We start from the raw sequence: 21,117 nt of genomic DNA on the forward strand, positions 1-21,117 counted from the left end.
CGAGTGGCCTGCCCCGGGCCCGCGGCATGGGCTAGCATGACCGCCATGACGACGTGCCGCGGATCCTGGTGGGCCCCCGATCGGGTGGCCTGACAGCGCAGCGCGTCATGTATCGGCCGTCCGGTGGGCGGCCGATTTGCGTTTCCCGGGCCCCCGCTGGACTCGACGCCAAGGACGGCGAACCAGTGGAGAACAGGACCCTCACACGCAGCACGGCCACGCACACCCCGGCCCTCACCTGGCCGCGTCTGCTCGCCACCCTGGCGGCCGGGCGCGACCTCCGGGCCGACGAGGCGCGGTGGGCCATGGAGCGCGTACTGGACGACGACTTCCGGCCGGAGCAGCTCGCGGGCTTCCTGATGGGCCTGCGGGTCAAGGGCGAGAGCGCCGCCGAACTGTCCGGCCTGGTCGCGGCCGCGCTCGACCACGCGGTGCCGCTGGACGTCGACGGCGGCCGGTGCGTCGACCTCGCCGGCACCGGGGGCGACGGCGGCTCGACCGTCAACATCTCCACCATGGCCTCCGTCCTGGTCGCCGCCTGCGGAGTGCCCGTCGTCAAGCACGGCGGCCGCTCGGCCTCCTCCAAGTGCGGCACCGCGGACGTCCTGGAGGCGCTCGGCATCCCGCTGGACCTGCCGCCCGCGGCCGTCGCCGAGGTCGCCCGCCGGGCCGGGATCACGTTCTGCTTCGCGCCGGTCTTCCACCCGGCGCTGCGCAACGCCGCCCCGGTGCGCCGCGCGCTCGGCGTGCCGTCCGCGTTCAACCTGCTCGGGCCGCTGATCGGTCCGGCCCGGCCGCGCCACCAGGTGGTCGGCGTCGCCGACCTGCGGGCGGCGCCCGCGATCGCCGGCCTGCTGGCCGAGCGGGGCACCTCCGCCCTCGTGGTGCGTTCCGAGGACGGGACGGACGAGCTGACGACGACCGCACCGGCCCGGATCTGGGCGGTCCAGGACGGCACCGTGACGGAGGAACGGCTGGATCCCGCCGGCCTCGGGCTCGCGCCGGCGCCCGCCGGGGCGCTCGTCGGCGGCGGCCCCGAGCACAACGCGCGCGTCCTGCGGGAGCTCCTGGCGGGCGCGACCGGCCCGGTGCTGGACACCGTCCTGCTCAACGCGGCGGCCGCCCTGATCGCCGCCCGGCCCCGGCCCGGCCGGGTGGTGCCGCGGTTCCCGGCCGCCCTGCACGAGGCGCGGCAGGCCGTGGAGTCGGGGGCCGCGCTGAAGACGCTCGACGGATGGCTGACGGCGGTCCGGGACGTGCGGACGGCCGGATAGCGGCGATTCGGCCACCCGGCGCGAGGGCATCGCCCGCCCCACGGGGGGAGGGCGGGCGACGTCCGCGCGCCGGGTGGCCGGCGGGTTCCGGCTCCCCCCGGGCCGGAACCCCCGCCCCCACGCGGGCGAACCGTCCACCTGTGGTGCCGCCCCGGAGGCCGCCGCTGCCCTGATCGGAGACGGCCTGGCCGGGAACGGAAGCGGAGAACCGCGGCCGCGATCGCCATTCTGGGCACGCGGCCCCCACCCCCACATGGGGGACCGGCCCCCATGTTCTTACGCGCCCCGGGATCCCCCGCACCCACCCGGCTTGATCAAACTCTTGTGCGAACCGTCTTCCGGCTGACACGCTCTGTGCCGTGACCACTCCTCCGAGCGACGCGACGGCCACGGCCACGGCCCTGACGGGACGCTGGTGGGAGCCGGGCCTGCGCCCCGGCGAGCCCGCGCGTGACGGCCGCCCCGCGTGGGCCGCCTTCGTCGAAGAAGCGGTCGCCGGCGCCGGGGCACCGCGGACACCCACGGGACCGCTCCCCGGAACCACCGGATTCCGCCCGGTCGTGGCGCCGCTCGTCCGGACCGCGCTGACCCGCGTGCGCACCGCGATCCCGCCGGAGCTCGCCGACCTCCCCGCGATCCGCGCCCGGTTCGCCGACGACCTCGCGGACGCCCTCACCCGGCAGGCCGCCCGCACGCTCGTCCTGGAACTCCACGCCGCCCGGACGAACGGCCGGCTGCCAGGCGCCACCCCAGAGAATCGTTTCCGCTCCTACATCAAGGCGACGGCCCACCAGTCCGGCCTCTCGGGCCTCTTCCACACCTACCCCGTCCTGGCGAGGATCCTCGCGCAGACCTGCCTGGCCGCCACCGAGGCACTCACCGACCTGCTGAACCGGTTCGCCGCCGACCGGGCGGACATCGTCACCACGCTGCTCGGCGGCACCGACCCCGGCCCGCTCACCGCCGTCCACCGCACCGGCGACCAGCACCGACGCGGCCGCACCGTCGCCGTACTGGGCTTCACCACCACGAAACGGGTCGTGTACAAGCCGCGCTCCCTACGGACCCACCGCCACTTCAACGCCGTCATCGACCGGTTCAACGCCCAGCCCGGCTCGCCCGGTCTGCGCGCCGTCGCCCTGGTCTCCCGGGGCGGCTACGGCTGGACGGAGTTCGTCGACCGCCGCCCGTGCGCGACGCCCCGGGACGTCGAGCGCTTCTACCTCCGGCAGGGCGCGTGGCTCGCGCTGCTGCACGCCTTCGACTGCACCGACCTGCACTTCGAGAACCTCATCGCGTGCGCGGACCACCCCGTACCGGTCGACCTCGAAACCCTCTTCCACCCGCCCGCACCGCAGCGGCCCGAGGAGTCCGTCGACCCGGCGGCCGTCGCCCTCGCCGCCTCGGTGCACCGGACCGGCCTTCTGCCGCGCCTGATCCTCGGTGACGAACAGGCCGTGGACGCCTCCGGGCTGGGCGGCGACGCCGGAGCCACCGTGCCCGGGGAGTCCGTGCGGTGGGAAGAGGCCGGCACCGACCGGATGCGGCTCGCCCGCCACCCCGGCGAACTCCACGGCGGCGCCAACCGCCCCACCCTCGCCGGCACGGACGCCGACCCGGCCGACCACGCCGACGCCCTGCTCGACGGCTACCGCCTGGCCCGCCGCATCCTCGCCGACGACAGGGACGGACTGCTCGCCCTCCTGCCGGCGTTCGCCGACGACGAGACCCGCGTCGTCGTCCGCGCGACGGCCGACTACGCCACGCTGCTCGACGAGTCCACCCACCCCGGCCTCCTGAAGGACGCGGCCGACCGGGACGCCCTGCTCCGGGACGCCCTCGCGGACGGCACCGACCACCCCGGCTGGACCGGGCTGGCCGACGACGAAGCGGCAGAGCTCTGGAACGGCGACGTACCCGTCTTCACCACCCGCCCGGGAACGGCCGACCTGTGGACCGGCCAGGGCAGGCGCGTGCGCGGCGCACTGGACCGCCCCGGCCTCGACCGGGTCGGGGAGCGGCTCGGGCAACCCTGCCCCCACCAGGAGTGGATCATCCGCGCGGCCATGACGAGCCGCTCGGCCACCCCGCCCCACCAGCCGGCCCCCACCCCGCCCAGGACTCCCCGCCCCGGCGCCCGACCCCCCTCCCCCGCCGACCTCCTGAACGCCGCCCGCCGGATCGGCGACACCCTCCTCGACGAGGCCCACCGCACCACCGGCCGAATCAACTGGATCACCCTCGAACTCCTCGGCGACCGCTACTGGCAGCCCGCCCCCGCCGGCGCGGACCTGGGCGGCGGCTACCCCGGCCCCGCCCTGTTCCTCGCCCAACTCGCCGAGCTCACCGGCGGGGACCGCTACGCCGAGGCCGCCCGCCAGGCCCTGCGCCCGGTGCCCGAACTCCTCGACCGACTCACGGCCCGGCCCGCGGAACCGCCACTGATCGGCTCCGGCGCGTTCACGGGCCTCGGCGGCCTCACCTACGCGCTGAGCCGGCTCGCCGTCCTCCTGGACGACCACGAGATCGCCGCCTGGCTCGCCCCGGCCGTCCAACTGACCGCCGCAGCAGCCGAAGCGGAACACTCCCCCACCCTCGCCGAGGGCACCGCCGGTGGCCTCGCCGCCCTCCTGGCCGTCGGCACCGCCGAAGCCCGGCAAGGCGCCCGCCGCTGCGCGGACGCGCTGCTCTCCCGCACGCTGCCCACCCAGCACGGCTTCACCACCGGAACCGCCGGCATCGGATGGGCACTTCTCCGCTTCGCCGAGACCGAGGACGACAGCACGGAACACAAGCGAGCCGGGCTGGCCGCACTGCACGCCGCCGCCACCTCGCCGACCCCCCGGTCGACGTGGTGCGAAGGCACGCCCGGAATCGCCCTCGCCCTCGCCGACAGCGGAGCCGCATCGGCCGACGAACACCTCAGCCACCACGTCAAGACCACCACCGAACGCACGGCCGCAGCCGGCCCACTCCCCACCCACAGCCCGTGCCACGGCGAACTCGGCGTCCTCGAACTGCTCGCCCACGTGAAGGACCCGGCCCTCGGCACCCGCACCACCGCCCTGCTCGCCGCACTCGACCGGGCCGGCCCGGTCTGCGGCACCCCGTCCGCCGTCCCGGCCCCCGGCCTCCTGACCGGCCTGGCCGGCATCGGCCACGGGCTGCTGCGGCTCGGGTTCCCCGACCACACGCCTTCGGCGCTGCTCCTGCGAGCGCCGATCGAACCACGGCCGTCACACCGGACGCCGTGACCCCCCGAACGAGAGGAAGAGCCATGGACATCCACGAGACCGTCCGTCGCCGGACGTCGCCGATCGTCGCCCAGGAAGCGGCCCAGGACGACCCGATCGGCGCGATCCGCCTCCGCCCGACCACCACCGGCCTGCTCACCCGCCGCGCCGAACTGATGGGCACCCGCGACCGCGGCAAGTGCACGATCGAGACGGTGACCTTCCGCTAGCCACCACTCACCCGACGGCCGGAGCCGGGGAGCCCAGAGCCCCCCGCCCCCGGCCGTCGGCACACCCGCACCGATGCACCCACCCCACCCCCTCACCTCCGCACCCCCTCCGCCACCCCCGGCGAACCCCACCCACCCGAAAGCCCATGCCCCGCCACCAAGCCCCGCGCAGCGGAACCCGCAGCGCAGGATCAGCTCCGGCGCCCCCAGCGGCGCCCCTTGCCCTTGCCCTGGTCGTCACCATCGCCCTCGGAACCGGTGCCAGCGCCCGCACCCGCGCCCGCACCCGCACCACCACGCGGAACCTGCGGGTCCTGGCCGGGTCCGCCGCCCCGCTCCCAGTGGGACCACTCATCGCGCGAGCCGAGCAGCGTGTCGGTGAGGCTCGGGAGGTCGTCCATCGGTGTCTCCTCGGCCCAGTCCGGCCGCCGGCGCGGCTCTGCGGCGTCGGTCGGGGCCTGCCCCTCGCCGACCACCGGAAGCTCGCGGGTGGTGTCCGCGGGCTCCTCGCGCCACAGGCCCGGGGGAACCCGGTCCTCGGCCCGGCCGGGCGCGACCTTGGGCAGCACTGCGGTCCGGTCGGTCTCGTCGGCCGGCACCTTCGGCAGCACGGCGGTCTCGTCCGTCGCAGCGGGGCCGCCCGACACCCGGGGCAGCACAGCGGTCTGGTCCGCCGAAACGGGCGGAACAGGCGGAACGGGCGGAGCAGCCGGAACCGCCGGAAGCTTCGCAGTCTGCTCCGCAGCCGACTGCCGATCCCGCAAGGACAGCTCACGGGTGGTCTCGTCGACCTCCTCGGCCGAACCCCGAGCACCCGAACCCTGAGCACCCAAGCCCTTAGGCGCCCGCAGCTGAGTGGTAGCCGCGTCCTCCGCACGCCCCGCCGCCGTCTCGGCCGCAGCGGAAGCCGCAGCAGCGGCCTCCGCAGCCGCAGCGAGCGCGGCCGCCTGGGCCAGCCGGGCCTCCTCGGCGCGCTGCAGCGCCTCCTCCGCACGGCGGCGCTGCTCCTCGCGCTGGAGCTCCCGCTGCCGCTGGAGTTCCGCCTGCGCGGCCGCCTCGGCGGCGAGCCGCTTGCGCTCGGCGGCCTCGGCGGCGAGCCGGGCCTCCTCCTCGGCCTTGCGGCGCGCCTCTTCCTCGGCCCGTCGGCGGGCTTCCTCCTCGGCGCGGCGCCGCGCCTCCTCCTCGGCCTTGCGGCGGGCCTCGGCGGCGACCCGCTCGGCCTCCTCCTTGGCCAGCCGCTCCTTCTCCGCCTGCTCGGCCCGCAGCTGCTCCAGGAGCTCCTGCCGCTTGCGCTCGGCGGCCTCCGCCTCGGCCTTCTTGCGGGCCTCCTCGGCGGCGCGCCGTTCGGCCTCCTCCCGCGCGAGCCGCTCCTGCTCGACGCGGGCGGCCTTCTCCTTCTCGGAGAGGGGCAGCTCGCGGTCGAGCCGGTGGCGGATCGCGGTGGTGACGAAGCCGGGCGCCTGGCTGCCGTCGACGACCAGGTAGCGCGCCGGGTCGGCCGCCGCGAGGGCGAGGAAACCGGCCCGGACCCGCTGGTGGAATTCGGTCGGCTCGGACTCCAGCCGGTCCAGCGCCTCGGTGAAGCGCTCCCGGGCCTTGGTCGGGTCGACGTCCAGGACGACGGTCAGGTCGGGCACCAGACCGCCGGTGGCCCAGCGGGAGATCCGGGCGACCTCGGTCGCGGCGAGGTCGCGCCCGGCGCCCTGGTAGGCGATGGAGGAGTCCATGTACCGGTCGGTGATGACGACGGCGCCGCGCGCGAGGGCGGGACGGATGACATTCTCGACGTGCTCGGCGCGGTCGGCCGCGTAGATCAGGGCCTCGGCGCGGTGGGAGAGGCCGGTGTTGCCGACGTCCAGGACGAGGCCGCGCAGCCGCTGCCCGACCGGGCTGCCACCGGGCTCGCGGGTCAGCACGACCTCGTGGCCCTTGCCGCGGATCCATTCGGCGAGCGCCTGGGCCTGGGTGGACTTGCCGGCGCCGTCGCCGCCCTCCAGGGCGATGAAGAAACCGGTGCCGGTGGTGCGGTGCGCCGCCGGGCCGCTGCCGCCGCGCACGGCGTCGACCAGGTCGCGCCCGAACGGGGCGGTGCCGCGCCGGTCGTCGGTCTTGACCAGCACGACGGCGGCCAGCACCAGGGTGAGCAGGCCGGCGGTGGCGACGGCGAGGGCCGCGCCACCGTGGATGAAGGTGAACGAGCCGGGCTCGACCGTGCCGTACTCGACGTCGCCGTAGGCGCCGGCGATCAGCGGGACGGCGACCAGCGCGGCGCCGACGACGGCCCGCAGCACCGCGTACAGGTGCTCGGTGACCTTCGGCAGCCGGGCCTCCTCGACCTCCTGGGCGAGCAGGGTGCGCCCGGCCGAGACGACGATCCCGGCGGCGAGGCCGGCCAGCACGGTGAGCAGGAGGACCAGGACGTAGTCGAGCACGAGCCCGGCCAGGATCAGGGTCACGCCCTCGGTGATCAGCGCCAGCGCGAGCAGCCGGCGGCGGGAGAGGGCGGGCAGGGTGGCCCGGGTGAGCCGGACGCCGGCGGCCGGCGCGCCGGTGGCGGCGAGCACGAGCAGGCCGTAGCCGATCGGCCCGGCCCGGTGCTCGACGGCGGTGAGCAGCGCGAGGGCGGCGACGCCGGCCATCGAGGCGTAGGCGGCGGCGACGGCGAAGGTGAAGTAGGGGGCGCCGCCCGTGCGGCCCTTCTTGAGGGCGGGGCCGGGGGTGGCGTCGGTCGGGGCGCGCAGGCCCTGCAGCGGTGAGTACGGGGCGGCGGTGACCGCGCCGAGGGCCAGCTGCTGGAGGTAGCCGCGGACGGCGGAGGCGGTGAACAGGCCGGCCGCGCCGAGGGCGGCGAAGGTCACCTGGTGGGCCCGGAGCCAGTCCGAGCCGAGCGCCGCGAAGATGTTGTTGAGCAGGGTGAGGCCGACCAGGCCGACGGCGGCGAGCGGCAGGCAGACCCAGCCGGTGAACCGGTCAACGCTCCGGACGGTCTCCAGGTGGGCCGCGGACGGCCGCTGCTCGGCGAGGGGGGCGTACGGGTCGGCGGGCGGCAGCAGGCCGGGGACGGCCGCGTCCTTGGCGACGGCCCACACGCGCTCGGCGGCGCCGGTCACGAAGACGGTGGCGAGCAGGACGTACGTGGCGGCGCCGGACGGCTTCGGGCCGGAGCCGAGCCACACGATCCACCACGGCGCGACGCCGATCAGCAGGGCGCGCAGCGCGTCGGCGCCGAACAGCGTCCAGCGCCGGTCCAGCTTGCCGGCGACCAGCCGGTGCACCGGTCCGAGCAGCAGGACGCCGGCGATCAGGGTGGCCGCCAGCCGGGCGGCGAAGACCCCGGCGACGGCGAAGGCCAGGCTGCGCGGCAGCTCGCCGAACCCGCCGCCGAGGGCGGCCGCGATCACGGTGAGCGCGAGCAGCACCAGCAGGCCGAGCCGGTCGGCGGTGCCGCCGATCAGCTGGTTGGTCCACAGCCGCCGGTAGGACCGCGTGCGCAGCAGCGCGCGGGCCCGCTCCACCGGGGTTCCGGCGGGCGCGACCTCGGGCAGGTCGGGCATGGCGGCTCTGGCGGCCGGGGCGGCGCTGGGGGTGGGCTGCTCCTCGCTCGTCATACGGTCAGCGTAGCGGTCGGGGGTTGGCCGGAAAGAGACGAACGACGTTCCGGATCGGGCTCATCACCGGGTTGTGACGATCCCCGCACACACACCCGCCGTCCCCGAACGGTCCCGCCACCGCCCTCGCACGGCCCACGCCCCCTCCGCGAACGGTCCCGGCCCCCTCCCCCGAACGGCCCACACGACCTTCCCCGGACACGCCTCGGGCCCGCACCCCCGGTGAAGGGGGCACGGGCCCGGGAGCCGCCGTCGGAGGATCAGCCCTCGTCGGTGGCCGTGGCCTTGCTCGCGGTGGTCTTGCTCGCGGTGGTCTTCTTCGCCGCCGTCTTCTTCGCCGCGGCCGTGGTGGTCTTGGCCGCCGTCTTCTTCGCGGCCGTCTTCTTGGCGGCGGCCGTGGTGGTCTTCTTGGCCGCCGTCTTGGTGGCGGTCGCCTTCTTCGCCGGGGCCTTCTTCGCGGTCTTCTTCACCGGCCCGCGCGCCCGCTTCTCGGCGAGGAGCTCGTAGCCGCGCTCCGGCGTGATCGAGGCGACGTCGTCGTCCTTGCGCAGCGTGGCGTTGGTCTCGCCGTCCGTCACGTACGGTCCGAAGCGGCCGTCCTTGACCACGACCGGGCGCTCGCTGACCGGGTCGGTGCCGAGCTCGCGCAGCGGCGGGGCCGCGGCGGCCCGGCCGCGCTGCTTGGGCTGCGCGTAGATCGCCAGCGCCTCGTCGAGGGTGATCGTGAAGAGCTGGTCCTCGCTCGTGAGCGAGCGCGAGTCGGTGCCGCGCTTGAGGTACGGGCCGTAGCGGCCGTTCTGCGCGGTGATCTCGACGCCCTCGGCGTCCGCCCCGACCACGCGCGGCAGCGAGAGCAGCCGCAGCGCGTCCTCCAGGGTGACGGTGTCCAGCGACATCGTCTGGAACAGCGAGGCGGTGCGCGGCTTGACCGCGTTCTTGCCGGTCTTCGGCGTGCCCTCGGGCAGGATCTCGGTCACGTACGGGCCGTAGCGGCCGTCCTTGGCGACCAGCATGTTGCCGCTGACGGGGTCCTGGCCGAGCTCGAAGTCACCGCTGGGCTTGGCCAGCAGCTCCTCGGCCAGCTCGACGGTGAGCTCGTCCGGCGGCAGGTCGTCCGGGATGTCGGCGCGCTGGCCGGGCTCGCCCTCGACGGCGGAGGCGCGCTCGACGTACGGGCCGTAGCGGCCGACGCGCAGCGTGATGTCGTCGCTGATCCGGAACGAGCTGATCTCGCGGGCGTCGATCGCACCGAGGTCGGTGACGAGCTCCTTCAGGCCGCCCAGGTGGTCGCCGTCGCCGTTGCCGGCGTCGGCGGCGCGCCCGGTCTCGACGCCCTCGCCCTCGCCGAAGTAGAAGCGCTTCAGCCACGGCACGGACTGCGCCTCACCGGCGGCGATCCGGTCGAGGTCGTCCTCCATCTTCGCGGTGAAGTCGTAGTCGACCAGTCGGCCGAAGTGCTTCTCCAGCAGGTTGACCACGGCGAAGGAGAGGAAGGAGGGGACCAGCGCCGTCCCCTTCTTGAAGACGTACCGGCGCTGGATGATCGTGTCGATGATCGACGCGTACGTGGAGGGGCGGCCGATCTCCCGGTCCTCCAGCTCCTTGACCAGCGAGGCCTCGGTGTAGCGCGCCGGCGGCTTGGTCGCGTGGCCCTCGGAGGTGAGCTGCTCGGCGGCCAGCGGGTCGCCCTGGACGACCTGCGGCAGCCTGCGCTCGCGGTCGTCGAGCTCGGCGTTCGGGTCGTCCGCGCCCTCGACGTAGGCCTTGAGGAAGCCGTGGAAGGTGATGATCTTGCCGGAGGCGGAGAACTCGACGTCCCGGCCGTCGGCGGAGGTGCCGCCGACCCGGACGGTGACGGACTGGCCGACCGCGTCCTTCATCTGGGAGGCGACGGTGCGCATCCAGATCAGCTCGTACAGCCGGAAGTCGTCGCCGCTCAGGCCGGTCTCGGCCGGGGTGCGGAAGCGGTCGCCGGAGGGGCGGACGGCCTCGTGCGCCTCCTGGGCGTTCTTGACCTTGCTGGCGTAGGTGCGCGGGGCGTCCGGCAGGTAGTCGGCGCCGTACAGCTGGGTGACCTGGGCGCGGGCGGCGGAGATCGCGGTGTCCGACAGCGTGGTCGAGTCGGTGCGCATATAGGTGATGAAGCCGTTCTCGTACAGCTTCTGGGCCACCTGCATGGTCCGCTTGGCGCCGAAGCCCAGCTTGCGGCTGGCCTCCTGCTGGAGCGTGGTGGTGCGGAACGGCGCGTACGGCGAGCGGCGGTAGGGCTTGGACTCGACGCTGCGGACGCCGAACGAGGTCCGCTCCAGGGCGACGACCAGCTGGCGGGCGGCCTGCTCGTCCAGGTGGAGCGTGTTGGTGCTGCCGGCCTTCAGCCGGCCGTCCGAACCGAAGTCGCGGCCGCTGGCGATCCGCTTGCCGTCGACGCTCGACAGCCGGGCGCCGAAGGTCTCCGGGTTGGCCGCGTCGGCCGGGGTGCGGCCGGTGCTGAAGGTGCCGACGAGGTCCCAGTAGGACGCGCTGCGGAAGGCCATCCGCTCGCGCTCGCGCTCGACCACCAGGCGGGTCGCGACGGACTGCACGCGGCCGGCCGAGAGCTTCGGCATGACCTTCTTCCACAGCACCGGCGAGACCTCGAAGCCGTAGAGGCGGTCGAGGATGCGACGGGTCTCCTGGGCGTCGACCAGGCGCTGGTTCAGCTCGCGCGGGTTGGCCACCGCCTCCTGGATCGCGGTCTTGGTGATCTCGTGGAACACCATGCGGTGCACCGGCACCTTGGGCTTCAGGACCTGCTGGAGGTGCCACGCGATGGCCTCGCCCTCGCGGTCCTCATCGGTGGCGAGGAAGAGCTCGTCGGACTCCGCGAGCAGCGACTTCAACTTGCTGACCTGGGACTTCTTGTCCGCGTTGACCACGTAGATGGGAGCGAAGTCGTGGTCCACGTCCACCCCGAGGCGGCGCACCTCGCCGGTGTACTTGTCCGGCACCTCGGCCGCGGTGCTGGGCAGGTCGCGGATGTGCCCGACGCTCGCCTCGACGATGTAGCCGGGGCCAAGGTAGCCCTTGATCGTCTTCGCCTTGGCCGGCGACTCGACAATGACGAGTCGCTGTCCGTGCGCGGTCTCGCTGCTCGGGGACACCTTCGCTCTTCTCTCCCGGTCGTTATGTGAGCTGGTCGGCGCCGGCAGCACGGGCTGCGCTCCGCCCGACCCCTCCACCGTCCCGGGGCTGCCGCTGAACGACGACCCCACCAGCGGAGTGTGACCGTACCCCGGCCACCCTTGTCAAACGGACGGATCCCGCGTTTTCACTTGCCAGGCCCACCGACGCCACTCGAACGGTAACCCGATGATGGAGCATCGCGCCCCGTGGAGGGGGGCATCGGCGGGTTCCGGAGGATGGAATGACGGATTTCAAGATCTGTCAACGGAGTATCCGCGGAGCGCGGGGCTCCGGATGGTTCGGTCCGCCGGGGCGGCCGACCGAACCGGCCCCGGCCCTGCGGATTCAGCCGACGACGGCCGCCAGCAGGCCCGCCCCGGCCGCCAGGCAGCAGGTGCCGAGCGCGCTCCACAGCAGGTCCGCCACCGCCGGGCGGCTGATCTCCCCCGCCGCCAGCACGACCCGGTCCGGGCGGCGCGGGTCGTAACAGATCCGGACGGACGTGCCGGGGGCGAAGCGGACGGGACGGCGCAGCGGCGTGTGGCCGCGCGGACGGGCGAGCACCCGCTCGGCGCACCGCCCCGCTCCGGGGCCGCCGACCGACGGCAGCGCCGAGAAGGCGAGCAGCGGCGCGCTGTCGAGCTCGCCGCGCGCGTCGTCCTCGGCGACCACGACGGCCTCGGCCGGCACCCCCCGGCGGCGGACCCGGTGGCGAAGGCGCACTTCGGCGGCGCACCAGAGCAGCAGCGCGCCACCGAACAGGGCGAGCACCAGCCCGCCCACGACCGCCGTCGTCCTGTCCACCCCTCGCCCCCCGGCTCCCCAGCTCTGTCCACAGCCTGTGGACAGAGCCTCGCAGCGGGCGGCCAACGCGGGACGGCCGCCGGGAGGCCGACGGACGAACCGGGGGCTACCGGGAGGTGAACCGGGCGCCCGCCCGGTCCGGGAGGCAGGCGCCCGTCCCGTCCTGGCAGGCGGGTGCCCGTCCCGTTCGGGCAGTGGGGCGCCGGGGCTTCGGCTCAGGCGACGGGGCGGATGAAGCCCTGCTCGGTCAGCAGCCGCAGCGACTCCGGCACGCGGTCCCGCAGGACGACCCGGTCCTCGCCGAGCAACTGGGCGATGGCGTCCACGATCTCGCCCGCCGACAGCGTCCCGTCGCAGACGCCGACGAAGCCCGCACCGACGGTGTCCACCTTGGTGGCCCGCCGCATGCCGCGGTTGTGACGCAGGATCACGTGCTCCGGGTCCTCCGCGCCGGGCGCGCCGACCTGCTCCTGGACGACCTCGTCGGCCAGCACGTACCGGGCCGCGAGCAGGCCCGCGTCGTCGTGCGAGCGCAGGAAGTCCTGCCGGTCGAACCACTCCTCGATGTGCGGACCGAGCGGTTGCTCCACCGGGTGCGGCCACTCCTCCACCCGGACCGTCGGACGCTCGGCGCCGCTCGCCCGCAGGGTGATCCAGCCCATGCCGATGCCCTCGACCCGGCCCGCCTCGAACGCGTCCAGCCACTCGCCGTAACGGGCCTGGTAGTCGCCGCCCGGACCGCGGTGGTCGCCGCCGTCGCGCAGCCACAACTCGGCGTACTGGGCGACGTCCTGGACCTCGCGCTGGACGATCCAGGCGTCCAGCCCGGTGCCCGCGACCCAGCCGGCCAGCCGCTCGTGCCAGTCCTCGCCCTTGACGTGCTGCCAATTGGCCAGCAACTGGCAGTAGCCGCCCGGCTCCAGGTGGGCAGCCGCGGAACGGACCAGGGTGCGGCACAGGTCGTCGCCGGCCATGCCGCCGTCGCGGTAGGTGAACCGGCCGGCCGGCGAGATCACGAACGGCGGGTTGGAGACGATCAGGTCGAACTTCCGCTCCCCGACCGGCTCGAAGAGGCTCCCGGCGGCGGCCTCGGTGTTGTCGAAACCGGACAGCGCCAGGGTCAGCTCGGAGAAGCGCAGCGCGCGCGGGTTGAGGTCGGTGGCGGTCACCTTCTGGGCGTGCCGGGCCGCGTGCAGCGCCTGCACGCCGGAGCCCGAACCGAGGTCCAGCGCGGCGCGGACGGGCCGACGCACGGTGATGTTGGCCAGCGTCGTGGAGGCGCCGCCGACCCCGAGCACCAGGTCCCTGCGGGCCACGCCGTGCGCCGTCTCGCCGGAGCCGATGCCGCCCGCGCCGCCCACCGCGCAGCCCAGGTCGGAGACCACCCAGGCGTCCGAACTGGGCAGCCCGGCGACCTCGTTGGCGTAGGGGCGGACGTCCACGGTGGCACGCACCAGGTCGCCGTCCGGGCGCAGCCAGCCGTCCGCGAGGCAGTCCTCGACCGGCAGCGCGGCCGCGGCCGCCTTGTAGGGCACCGGCTGCTGGAGCAGGAACAGCCGGACCAGCGTCTCCAGCGGGCCGTCGCCGCGGGTCGCGCGCAGCGCCGGGACCGCCTCGCTGCGGGCCAGCGCCGCGTAGCCGGTGGGCCCGAGCAGGTCGAGGCAGCCGTCGGCGGTGAACGAGGCGGCGAGCAGCGCCTCGCGCAGCTTGGCGAGGCGGGTGGGGTCGAGAACGGGGCTACTGATCACCCCGCCATTGTCCCCCGGGCCGCGGGCGCACCCGCCGTGCCCGGGCCGGGCGCGACGGGTGTGCCTCGGGCGTGCGGCGGGTCAGCTCGCGCTGGGCGCGGGCGCGGACGGGGCGGCGGCCGGCGTGGTGGCGGGCGTGGCCGCCGGGCCGGCGCTGCCCGTCGCGGACGGGGCCGGGGTGCCGCCGGGCGCGGCGGAGGGGGCGCCGGTCGCGCCGTCGGTCGGTGCGGCGGTGCCCGGAGCCGTCGCCGGGGCCGTGCCGCCGCCGCCGCTCGGGGCGGGGGTGGCCGACCCGGCGCTCGGGGCGGCGGTGGCCGCGGAGGGCTTGCAGCCGTCCTGCTTGGCCATGGCCGCACCGAGGTCGCCGCGCTGGAGTTTGCCCTGCGCCTGGGTGGACAGCGTGGCCAGCTGCTGCACCTGGTCGGCGACGCTGCGCAGCCCGTCCGCGAACTTGGACTGGTCGGCGCTGGACAGCGCGTCCAGCTTCTTCTGGACGTCCAGGTAGCCGTCGGCCGCCTTGTTCAGCTCGGCGACGGTGTCCTTCTGCAGGTTGGCGCCGTCGTCGACCTTCGGCGCCCCCGCCGCGTCGATCGCCTTCGCGATGTCCTGGTTGGTCTTGGCGAGACGCCCGACGTCGGCGGAGAGCCGCTTCTGCAGGTCGGCCGGGGCCTCGCCGGTCTTCACCTGGCCGGTGTCGGCGAGCGCGGTCTGGGCCTGGGCGATCGGGTCCTTGGCCGCGCCGCAGACGTTCGACGCCCAGGACTCCAGCTGCTTGCTGTTGTCGTCGCCGCAGCCGACGGCTCCGAACGCGAGCAGCACGCCGAGGGCGGGTACGGCCAGCAGTCGCTTGTTCACCGGGAGAAGCCTTTCGGTTCGGTCGTCTTCGGTCGTCGAACCTACACGCCGCCGATCCGCTCCCCGGTTCCCGGCCGTCCTGGCCGGGTTCGGGCCCGACGAAGGCCCGCCCCGGGCACGCCCCGGGCCTCGCTCAGCCCGAAGCCGGTACGTACCCGGCCCTGACTCGGTACGTACCGGCCCGAACTCAGGCGCGCTCGACGCGGATCGGGTCCCCCGGCCGGACCGTCCGCAGCACCTGGGCGTCGCCGTCCAGCGCGCCGAGGATGTTGCAGGCACTGGCCAGCCGGCACTCGTCGCCACGCGAGATCGGCGTCGGCCCGTACGGCAGGGCGAGGCTGTCGCCGTCCGTCCAGAACGCCACCGTGCCCGGCTCGACGACCTGTTCGGCGTCGTCCTCCCGCAGCACGCTGACCGGCGTCCCGAAGTAGACCTCCTCGCCCCAGGTGCTGGCCGAGGAGCCGATCGGCAGCTCGGCCCAGAGCGCCTCGGCGGTGGGGGTGGCCCGCAGGGTGGCGGTCGCCTGACCGGCCGGCCACAGAATGCGTATCCGCATGGTCGTCCTCTTCCGCGACAGGTCCGATCGTCGATCGTGGATGGTCGATCGTCGATCGGACCCGGTCGTGCCGGAAGCAGCGAACCGCCGGATTCAACAGTTTGTCAACGGGATCCCGAGGAATGGACGCACGGCGTCACGGGGCTGCGGCGTCACGGCACTGCGACGTCACGGCACTGCGGCCACGCAGGCTCAGGGGTCCGCCCGGCGAAGCCGGAGACCGTCCAGTCCCCCAGGTCCTCAGACCGCGAGGGCGTCGACCGAAACCGGCCAGCTCATCCGGATCAGGCCACCGTCCGTGCCGTTGGTGACCTCCAGGTCCTCGACCAGGCCGGTGATCACCGCCAGGCCCAGGGTGTCCTCGTCCGGATCGCCGCCCTCGGCCGCGCCGGAGGCCGGAACGGCGGACGGGCCCGCCTCGTCCTCGACCTCGATGAGGAAACGCTTCTCCTGATCGGTCAGCGCGACCCTGACGGTGCCGCCGATGCCGCCGCGCTGGTGCAGCCCGACCGCGCGGGAGCACGCCTCACCGACCGCGAGCCGTACCTCGTCGAGCACCGACTCGTCGACGCCGGCCCGTCTGGCGACTGCCGCGGCGACCAGTCGGGCCGTGCGGACGTGCTCGGGAAGCGCGCTGAATCGAAGTTCGACGGTTGCCATCTCTCCCCCTCGGGGTGCTCCGACCGGGGCCGACGCCGCGGCCCCTGCGGGCCGGCCGAACCGGCCCCGGTGCGGCCGGGGACGACCGGGGCGAGGCGCCCCGACCGTCCCGACCGCGTGGATCGGGCGGGCCGGCCACCAGGACCGGCCCGGCCGCATCAGTCGGTCGCGTTGACCGCGTCGTCCACCGAGGTGTGGATCGGGAAGACCTTGGTCAGGCCGGTGATGCGGAAGATCTTCAGGATGCGCTCCTGGTTGCAGACCAGGCGCAGCGAGCCCTCGTGGGCACGCACCCGCTTCAGACCGCCCACCAGTACGCCCAGACCGGTCGAGTCGAGGAAGTCCACGCCCTCCATGTCGACGACGAGGTGGTACTTGCCGTCGTTGACGAGCTCGACCAGCTGCTCCCGCAGCTTCGGGGCGGTGTACACATCGATCTCGCCGCCAACCTCGACGACCGTGCGATCGCCGACTGAACGGGTCGACAGGGACAGGTCCACGGAACCTCCAGCACCTTGCCTTGCTACGTCATGTGCGTTCCTCGGCCGGACGGCCGCCACCGCATGGTCGCGAGCCCCGGGCGCGCCCAGCCAACGCGTGGCAAGCCTCGGCGCTGCGACCCACGGCCATACGGCCGTCACGGCCACATTCAACCACCTGCGACCATGCCCGCACGATGGCTTACGACGATTCTCCGTCACGCCGGTGACACACTGGGTCCCCATGCCGCCCCGACACAGCCTGCCCGAGGCACTGCTCACGACCCTGTCCACCACCAGGGGGCGGTCCGACCGGCTCACCCATACGGAGCACCTTCCCGCCCGACCTGCGCGTTATGCGCCTTGGCCGGACTCGATCCGCGCCGAGATCACGGCCGCCGCGCGCGCCGTCGGCGTGGAACAGCCCTGGGCGCACCAGGCGGAAGCCATGAACCTGGCCAAAACCGGCCAGACTGTGGTGATCGCCACAGGCACCGCCTCGGGCAAGTCGCTCGGCTACCTGGCCCCGGTCCTGAGCGATCTGCTGGACGGCACCGAGGCCCGCAACGGCCGCGGCGCGACCGCCCTCTACCTCGCCCCGACCAAGGCGCTCGCCGCCGACCAGCGCCGCCGCGCCGCCGAACTCGCGCCGCCCCGGGTCCGGGCCGCCCTCTACGACGGCGACACCCCGCCCGAGGAGCGCGAGTGGGTCCGCCAGTACGCCTCCTACGTGCTCACCAACCCGGACATGCTGCACCGGGGCATCCTGCCCGCCCATGCCCGCTGGTCTTCATTTTTCAAGGTGCTGCGCTACGTGGTCGTCGACGAGTGCCACAGCTACCGGGGCGTGTTCGGCTCGCACGTCGCCCAGGTGCTGCGGCGGCTGCGCCGCATCTGCGCCCGCTACGGTTCGTCACCCACCTTCCTGCTCGCCTCCGCCACCACCGCCGACCCGGCCGCCACCGCGGGGCGGCTGACCGGCCTGCCCGCCGTCGCCGTCACCGATGACGCCTCGCCGCGCGGACCGATGGTCTTCGGCCTCTGGGAGCCGCCGCTGACCGAGAACGTCGGCGAGCACGGCGCACCCGTCCGCCGCACCGCCACCGCCGAGGCGGCCTACCTGCTCACCGACCTCGTCGAGCAGCAGACCCGCACCGTCGTGTTCGTCCGCTCCCGGCGGGCCGCCGAACTCGTCGCCCTGCAGGCCCAGGACCAGCTCGGCCGACCGCTCGCCGAGCGGGTGGCCGCCTACCGCGGCGGCTACCTCGCCGACGAACGCCGGGCCCTGGAACGTGCCCTGCACAGTGGTCGGCTCCTCGGCCTCGCCTCCACCTCCGCTCTCGAACTGGGCGTCGACGTCTCCGGCCTCGACGCCGTCCTGATGGCCGGATACCCCGGCACCCGGGCCTCGCTGTGGCAGCAGGCGGGCCGGGCCGGCCGCGAGGCCCAGGGCGCGCTCGCCGTCCTGATCGCCCGGGACGACCCGCTGGACACCTACCTGGTGCACCACCCCGAGGCGCTGTTCGCGGCGCCTGTCGAGGCCACCGTGCTCGACCCCGACAACCCGCACGTCCTCGCCCCGCACCTGTGCGCGGCCGCAGCCGAACTCCCGCTCACCGACGCCGACCTGGAGCTGTTCGGCCCCTCCACCGCACCCCTGCTGCCCGTCCTGGAACGCCGCGGCCTGCTGCGCCGGCGCAGCGACGGCTCCTGGTACTGGACCCGCCGCGAACGCGCGGCCGACGCCGTCGACCTGCGCGGCAGCGGCGGCAGCCCGGTGCAGATCGTCGAGGCCGCCACCGGCCGGCTGCTCGGCACGGTGGACGCCTCCGCCTCCCACACGACCGTCCACACCGGTGCCGTCCACCTGCACCAGGGGCGCACGTTCCTGGTCCGCGAGCTCGACCTGGAGAACTCCGTCGCCCTGGTCGACGCGGCCGACCCGCCGTACACCACGGCTGCCCGGGACATCACCTCCATCTCCGTGCTCGACACCGACACCACCGTCCGCTGGGGCGAGGGCCGGCTCAGCTTCGGTTCGGTGGAGGTGGTCAACCAGGTGATCGGCTACCTCCGGAAGCGGATCTCCACCGGGGAGATCATGGGCGAGAGCAAGCTCGACCTGCCGCCCCGCACACTGCGCACCCGGGCGGTCTGGTGGTCCGTCACCGAGGACCAGCTGCTCGACGCGGACATCCCGCTCGACCGGCTGCCCGGCGCCGCCCACGCCGCCGAGCACGCCTCGATCGGACTGCTGCCGCTGTTCGCCACCTGCGACCGCTGGGACATCGGCGGCGTCTCCGTCCCGCTGCACCCCGACACCGAGCTGCCCACCGTCTTCGTCTACGACGGCCACCCGGGCGGGGCCGGCTTCGCCGAACGCGGTTTCCAGCGGGCCGTCCAGTGGCTGACGGCCACCCGCGAGGCGATCGCCGCCTGCGAGTGCGAGCGCGGCTGCCCGTCCTGCGTGCAGTCGCCCAAGTGCGGCAACGGGAACGACCCGCTGGACAAGACCGCGGCCGTCCGGCTCCTGGACGTCCTGCTGGCCGGCGCCCCGAAGGCGGCGGACGGGGCTCCCGCCCCCACCGACACGGACTCATGAACCCTCCTCCACCGGGGTGACCGCGGCCCGGATCGGTCCGGCGCGGGCCCGCGCTCGCGCCGGACCGACCGAAAGCCGCACCGGCAGCCCCGCGACGGGCACCTCGGCCACCACCTCGACGGCGTCGTCGTCCCGGTCCAGCACGCAGGACACCAGGCCCGCGCCCTGCGCGGCGACGATCCCGGCCGCCCGACCGCACCCGCCGTCCGGGTCCAGCAAGAGCCGGTCCGCCGCCGCGAGGGCCGCGAGATCGGCCGCCGCCTCGGCCCGGTGCCGGGCGGCGACGACCGCACCGACCGCCATCGTCGCCGCGAACACCGAGCAGCCGAGCATCGCGAAGGCCACCAGCCAGACCGTCGCCGAGCCGGTGTCCGCAGCCCCGCCGAGCCCGCGCGCCGCAGCGACCCGGGACCGCGCGCCCACGATCGCCGGCACCAGCCGGCGGGTCAGGACGGCCATGCCGTTCCTCCTCCCACCAACGTGTCCTCCCGCGCCGCCACCGCGACGGCGCTCAGCCGCACCGAGAGCAGGCCTCCGAGCCTGCCGGGCGCGCCGCAGGGCGCGTCCACCGTGACCCGCACGGTGTCGGCCGCCAGGGCGACCTCGACCTGTGCCCCGGGCGGGGCCGCCTCACGGGCGACCACAACGGCGTCGGTCTCCCCGCGGGCCGCGGCCCGGGCGCCGACCCGGGCCGCGTCCACGCACCGGATCTGGGCCGCCGCGGCGAGCACGCCCCAGATCAGCAAGGCCGCGAGCAGGACCAACGCCGGCATGGCCACCGCCGTCTCCGCCGTCACGAACCCCGCGTCACCGCGTGCCCTGCCGCGCCGACACCCGCTACGTCGCATGGAGCGCCCGCTCCAGCAGATCGGTCAGCGCCCCGGTGACGGTCGCGCTGGTCACCACCTTGTAGAGCCCGGCCGCGAACGCGCACGCGCCCAGCGTGCCGACCGCGTACTCCGCCGTGGTCATCCCGGCGTCCGAGCGGCCCCTGGCCCGAACCACCCGCCGGACCCGGCGCGCGGTCCAGCGTCCCCGGCGCCTCCACACGCCCGGCAACGGCCGGGCCGGAAGGGCGTTCACGAGCCTGGGCGCGATCACAACAGCCATGGTTTTCTCCTCATCGGTTTCGGTTGCACGCGATGCGTTGCGATGCGTGCGATGGATTCGGCGGACTCAGTGGATTCGGTGGATTCGGCGGGGCTGCCGGGGCCCCTCACACCGCAAGTGCGAACCGGCTGGTCAGCCCCACGACGACCGGCACGACACCGATCAGCACGAACGCCGGAAGGAAGCAGAGCCCGAGCGGCGCGGTGGCCAGGACCCCCGCCCTGCGGACCCGGGCGTGGGCCGCCCTACCCGCAGCCGTCCGCCGTGCGTGGGCGAGTCCGATCAGGGACCCGGCCACCGGGGAGCCCCCGAGGCTCGTACGGACCATGCAGCGGACCAGCGGTGCCAGCGAGGGGTGCTGGTCGCCCAGCCGGTCCCAGCACAGCTCCGGCGGTGCGCCCAGGGCCAGTTCGGCCCCGATCGCCACCAACCGGGGTCCCATCGGAGCGTCCACGCTCCGCCCGACCGCCATGACCGCCACGGAAGGCGAGGCAGCCGAGCCGAGGCAGGCCGCCAGCAGCTCGGCGCTCAGCGGGAGTTGCCGGGTGAGCAACTCCTCCGTCAGCTCGGTCCGCCGATCGGCCGGTGACCGCGCTCGTGCAAGCGCCTGGTAGGCGCCCACCGCCAGTACCACCCCCAGCAGCAGCCCGAGGCCACCGCCGAGCACCAGAGCCGCTCCAGCGCCCGCCAGTGCCGCCATCACCGACCGCCGGAGCACCCCGGCCCCACCCGCCTCCCGCGCCAACGGCGCCGACCGCGCCGCGGGAACCCGACCGAAGAGCCTGACCGAGGCTCG

Annotated in this window: 16 protein-coding genes; 4 read left to right on the top strand and 12 right to left on the bottom strand. The window is 74.9% G+C overall.

The annotated features are described in order from the left end of the window. Nucleotides 1-185: 185 nt before the first annotated feature. From trpD to ACFV4G_RS28995, 3 genes are all read left to right on the top strand, one after another. A complete protein-coding gene (trpD, locus tag ACFV4G_RS28985; RefSeq protein ID WP_380445067.1) occupies nt 186-1,274 on the top strand; it encodes an anthranilate phosphoribosyltransferase in 1,089 nt (362 codons plus the stop codon). A gap of 359 nt (nt 1,275-1,633) precedes the next feature. Beyond that, nucleotides 1,634-4,528 carry a type 2 lanthipeptide synthetase LanM family protein gene (locus ACFV4G_RS28990; protein WP_380445068.1) on the top strand — a complete coding sequence of 965 codons (2,895 nt, stop codon included), beginning with the start codon at nt 1,634-1,636 and terminating at the stop codon, nt 4,526-4,528. 23 nt (nt 4,529-4,551) lie between these two features. Then, nucleotides 4,552-4,737 (top strand): hypothetical protein, encoded by a 186-nt coding sequence (locus ACFV4G_RS28995; protein WP_380445069.1) that lies wholly within the window; start codon nt 4,552-4,554, stop codon nt 4,735-4,737. A gap of 191 nt (nt 4,738-4,928) precedes the next feature. Here ACFV4G_RS28995 and tmk read toward each other — a convergent pair whose 3' ends face one another. The 8 genes from tmk to bldG all read right to left on the bottom strand — a co-directional run bounded on the left by tmk (nt 4,929) and on the right by bldG (nt 16,630). Beyond that, a complete protein-coding gene (gene tmk / locus ACFV4G_RS29000; protein ID WP_380445070.1) occupies nt 4,929-8,345 on the bottom strand; it encodes a dTMP kinase in 3,417 nt (1,138 codons plus the stop codon). Between the two features lie 260 nt (nt 8,346-8,605). After that, on the bottom strand, nt 8,606-11,485 hold the full coding sequence (gene topA / locus ACFV4G_RS29005) for a type I DNA topoisomerase (RefSeq protein WP_380445071.1): 2,880 nt from the start codon (nt 11,483-11,485) through the stop codon (nt 8,606-8,608). Between the two features lie 367 nt (nt 11,486-11,852). Further along, complete coding sequence (locus ACFV4G_RS29010) at nt 11,853-12,311, bottom strand: DUF3592 domain-containing protein (protein WP_380445072.1); 459 nt, start codon at nt 12,309-12,311, stop codon at nt 11,853-11,855. A gap of 215 nt (nt 12,312-12,526) precedes the next feature. Continuing rightward, complete coding sequence (locus ACFV4G_RS29015) at nt 12,527-14,059, bottom strand: methyltransferase (protein WP_380445073.1); 1,533 nt, start codon at nt 14,057-14,059, stop codon at nt 12,527-12,529. A gap of 81 nt (nt 14,060-14,140) precedes the next feature. Beyond that, the gene (locus tag ACFV4G_RS29020; protein ID WP_380445074.1) at nt 14,141-14,914 is read right to left on the bottom strand and encodes a hypothetical protein; all 774 of its coding nucleotides are present in this window, start codon (nt 14,912-14,914) and stop codon (nt 14,141-14,143) included. Between the two features lie 187 nt (nt 14,915-15,101). Further along, complete coding sequence (locus ACFV4G_RS29025; RefSeq protein WP_380445075.1) at nt 15,102-15,470, bottom strand: cyclophilin-like fold protein; 369 nt, start codon at nt 15,468-15,470, stop codon at nt 15,102-15,104. 240 nt (nt 15,471-15,710) lie between these two features. Continuing rightward, the gene (locus ACFV4G_RS29030; RefSeq protein ID WP_380445076.1) at nt 15,711-16,130 is read right to left on the bottom strand and encodes an ATP-binding protein; all 420 of its coding nucleotides are present in this window, start codon (nt 16,128-16,130) and stop codon (nt 15,711-15,713) included. A 158-nt stretch (nt 16,131-16,288) separates the two neighbouring features. Continuing rightward, nucleotides 16,289-16,630, bottom strand: a complete 342-nt coding sequence (bldG, locus tag ACFV4G_RS29035; RefSeq protein ID WP_049659132.1) for an anti-sigma factor antagonist BldG — start codon at nt 16,628-16,630, stop codon at nt 16,289-16,291. 223 nt (nt 16,631-16,853) lie between these two features. On the opposite strand from bldG, the gene ACFV4G_RS29040 reads away from it, so the two are divergent. Continuing rightward, nucleotides 16,854-19,211, top strand: coding sequence for a DEAD/DEAH box helicase (locus tag ACFV4G_RS29040; protein ID WP_380445077.1), 2,358 nt, complete (start codon nt 16,854-16,856; stop codon nt 19,209-19,211). On the opposite strand, the gene ACFV4G_RS29045 is transcribed toward ACFV4G_RS29040, so the two are convergent. From ACFV4G_RS29045 to ACFV4G_RS29060, 4 genes are all read right to left on the bottom strand, one after another. Next, nucleotides 19,206-19,670 carry an Rv3654c family TadE-like protein gene (locus ACFV4G_RS29045; RefSeq protein ID WP_380445078.1) on the bottom strand — a complete coding sequence of 155 codons (465 nt, stop codon included), beginning with the start codon at nt 19,668-19,670 and terminating at the stop codon, nt 19,206-19,208. The two genes, ACFV4G_RS29040 and ACFV4G_RS29045, sit on opposite strands and share 6 nt — an antisense overlap. Then, nucleotides 19,658-20,059, bottom strand: a complete 402-nt coding sequence (locus ACFV4G_RS29050; RefSeq protein ID WP_380445079.1) for a TadE family type IV pilus minor pilin — start codon at nt 20,057-20,059, stop codon at nt 19,658-19,660. The genes ACFV4G_RS29045 and ACFV4G_RS29050 overlap by 13 nt, the downstream gene beginning before the upstream one ends. Next, entirely contained in the window at nt 20,049-20,321 is a 273-nt protein-coding gene (locus ACFV4G_RS29055) for a DUF4244 domain-containing protein (protein WP_380445080.1), read from the bottom strand. Before ACFV4G_RS29055 ends, ACFV4G_RS29050 begins: the two co-directional genes overlap by 11 nt. 106 nt (nt 20,322-20,427) lie before the next feature. After that, nucleotides 20,428-21,021 carry a type II secretion system F family protein gene (locus ACFV4G_RS29060; protein WP_380445081.1) on the bottom strand — a complete coding sequence of 198 codons (594 nt, stop codon included), beginning with the start codon at nt 21,019-21,021 and terminating at the stop codon, nt 20,428-20,430. Nucleotides 21,022-21,117 lie beyond the last annotated feature (96 nt).

Origin of the sequence: Kitasatospora sp. NPDC059747 (assembly GCF_042732955.1) — a bacterium.
Classification (GTDB): Bacteria; Actinomycetota; Actinomycetes; order Streptomycetales; family Streptomycetaceae; genus Kitasatospora.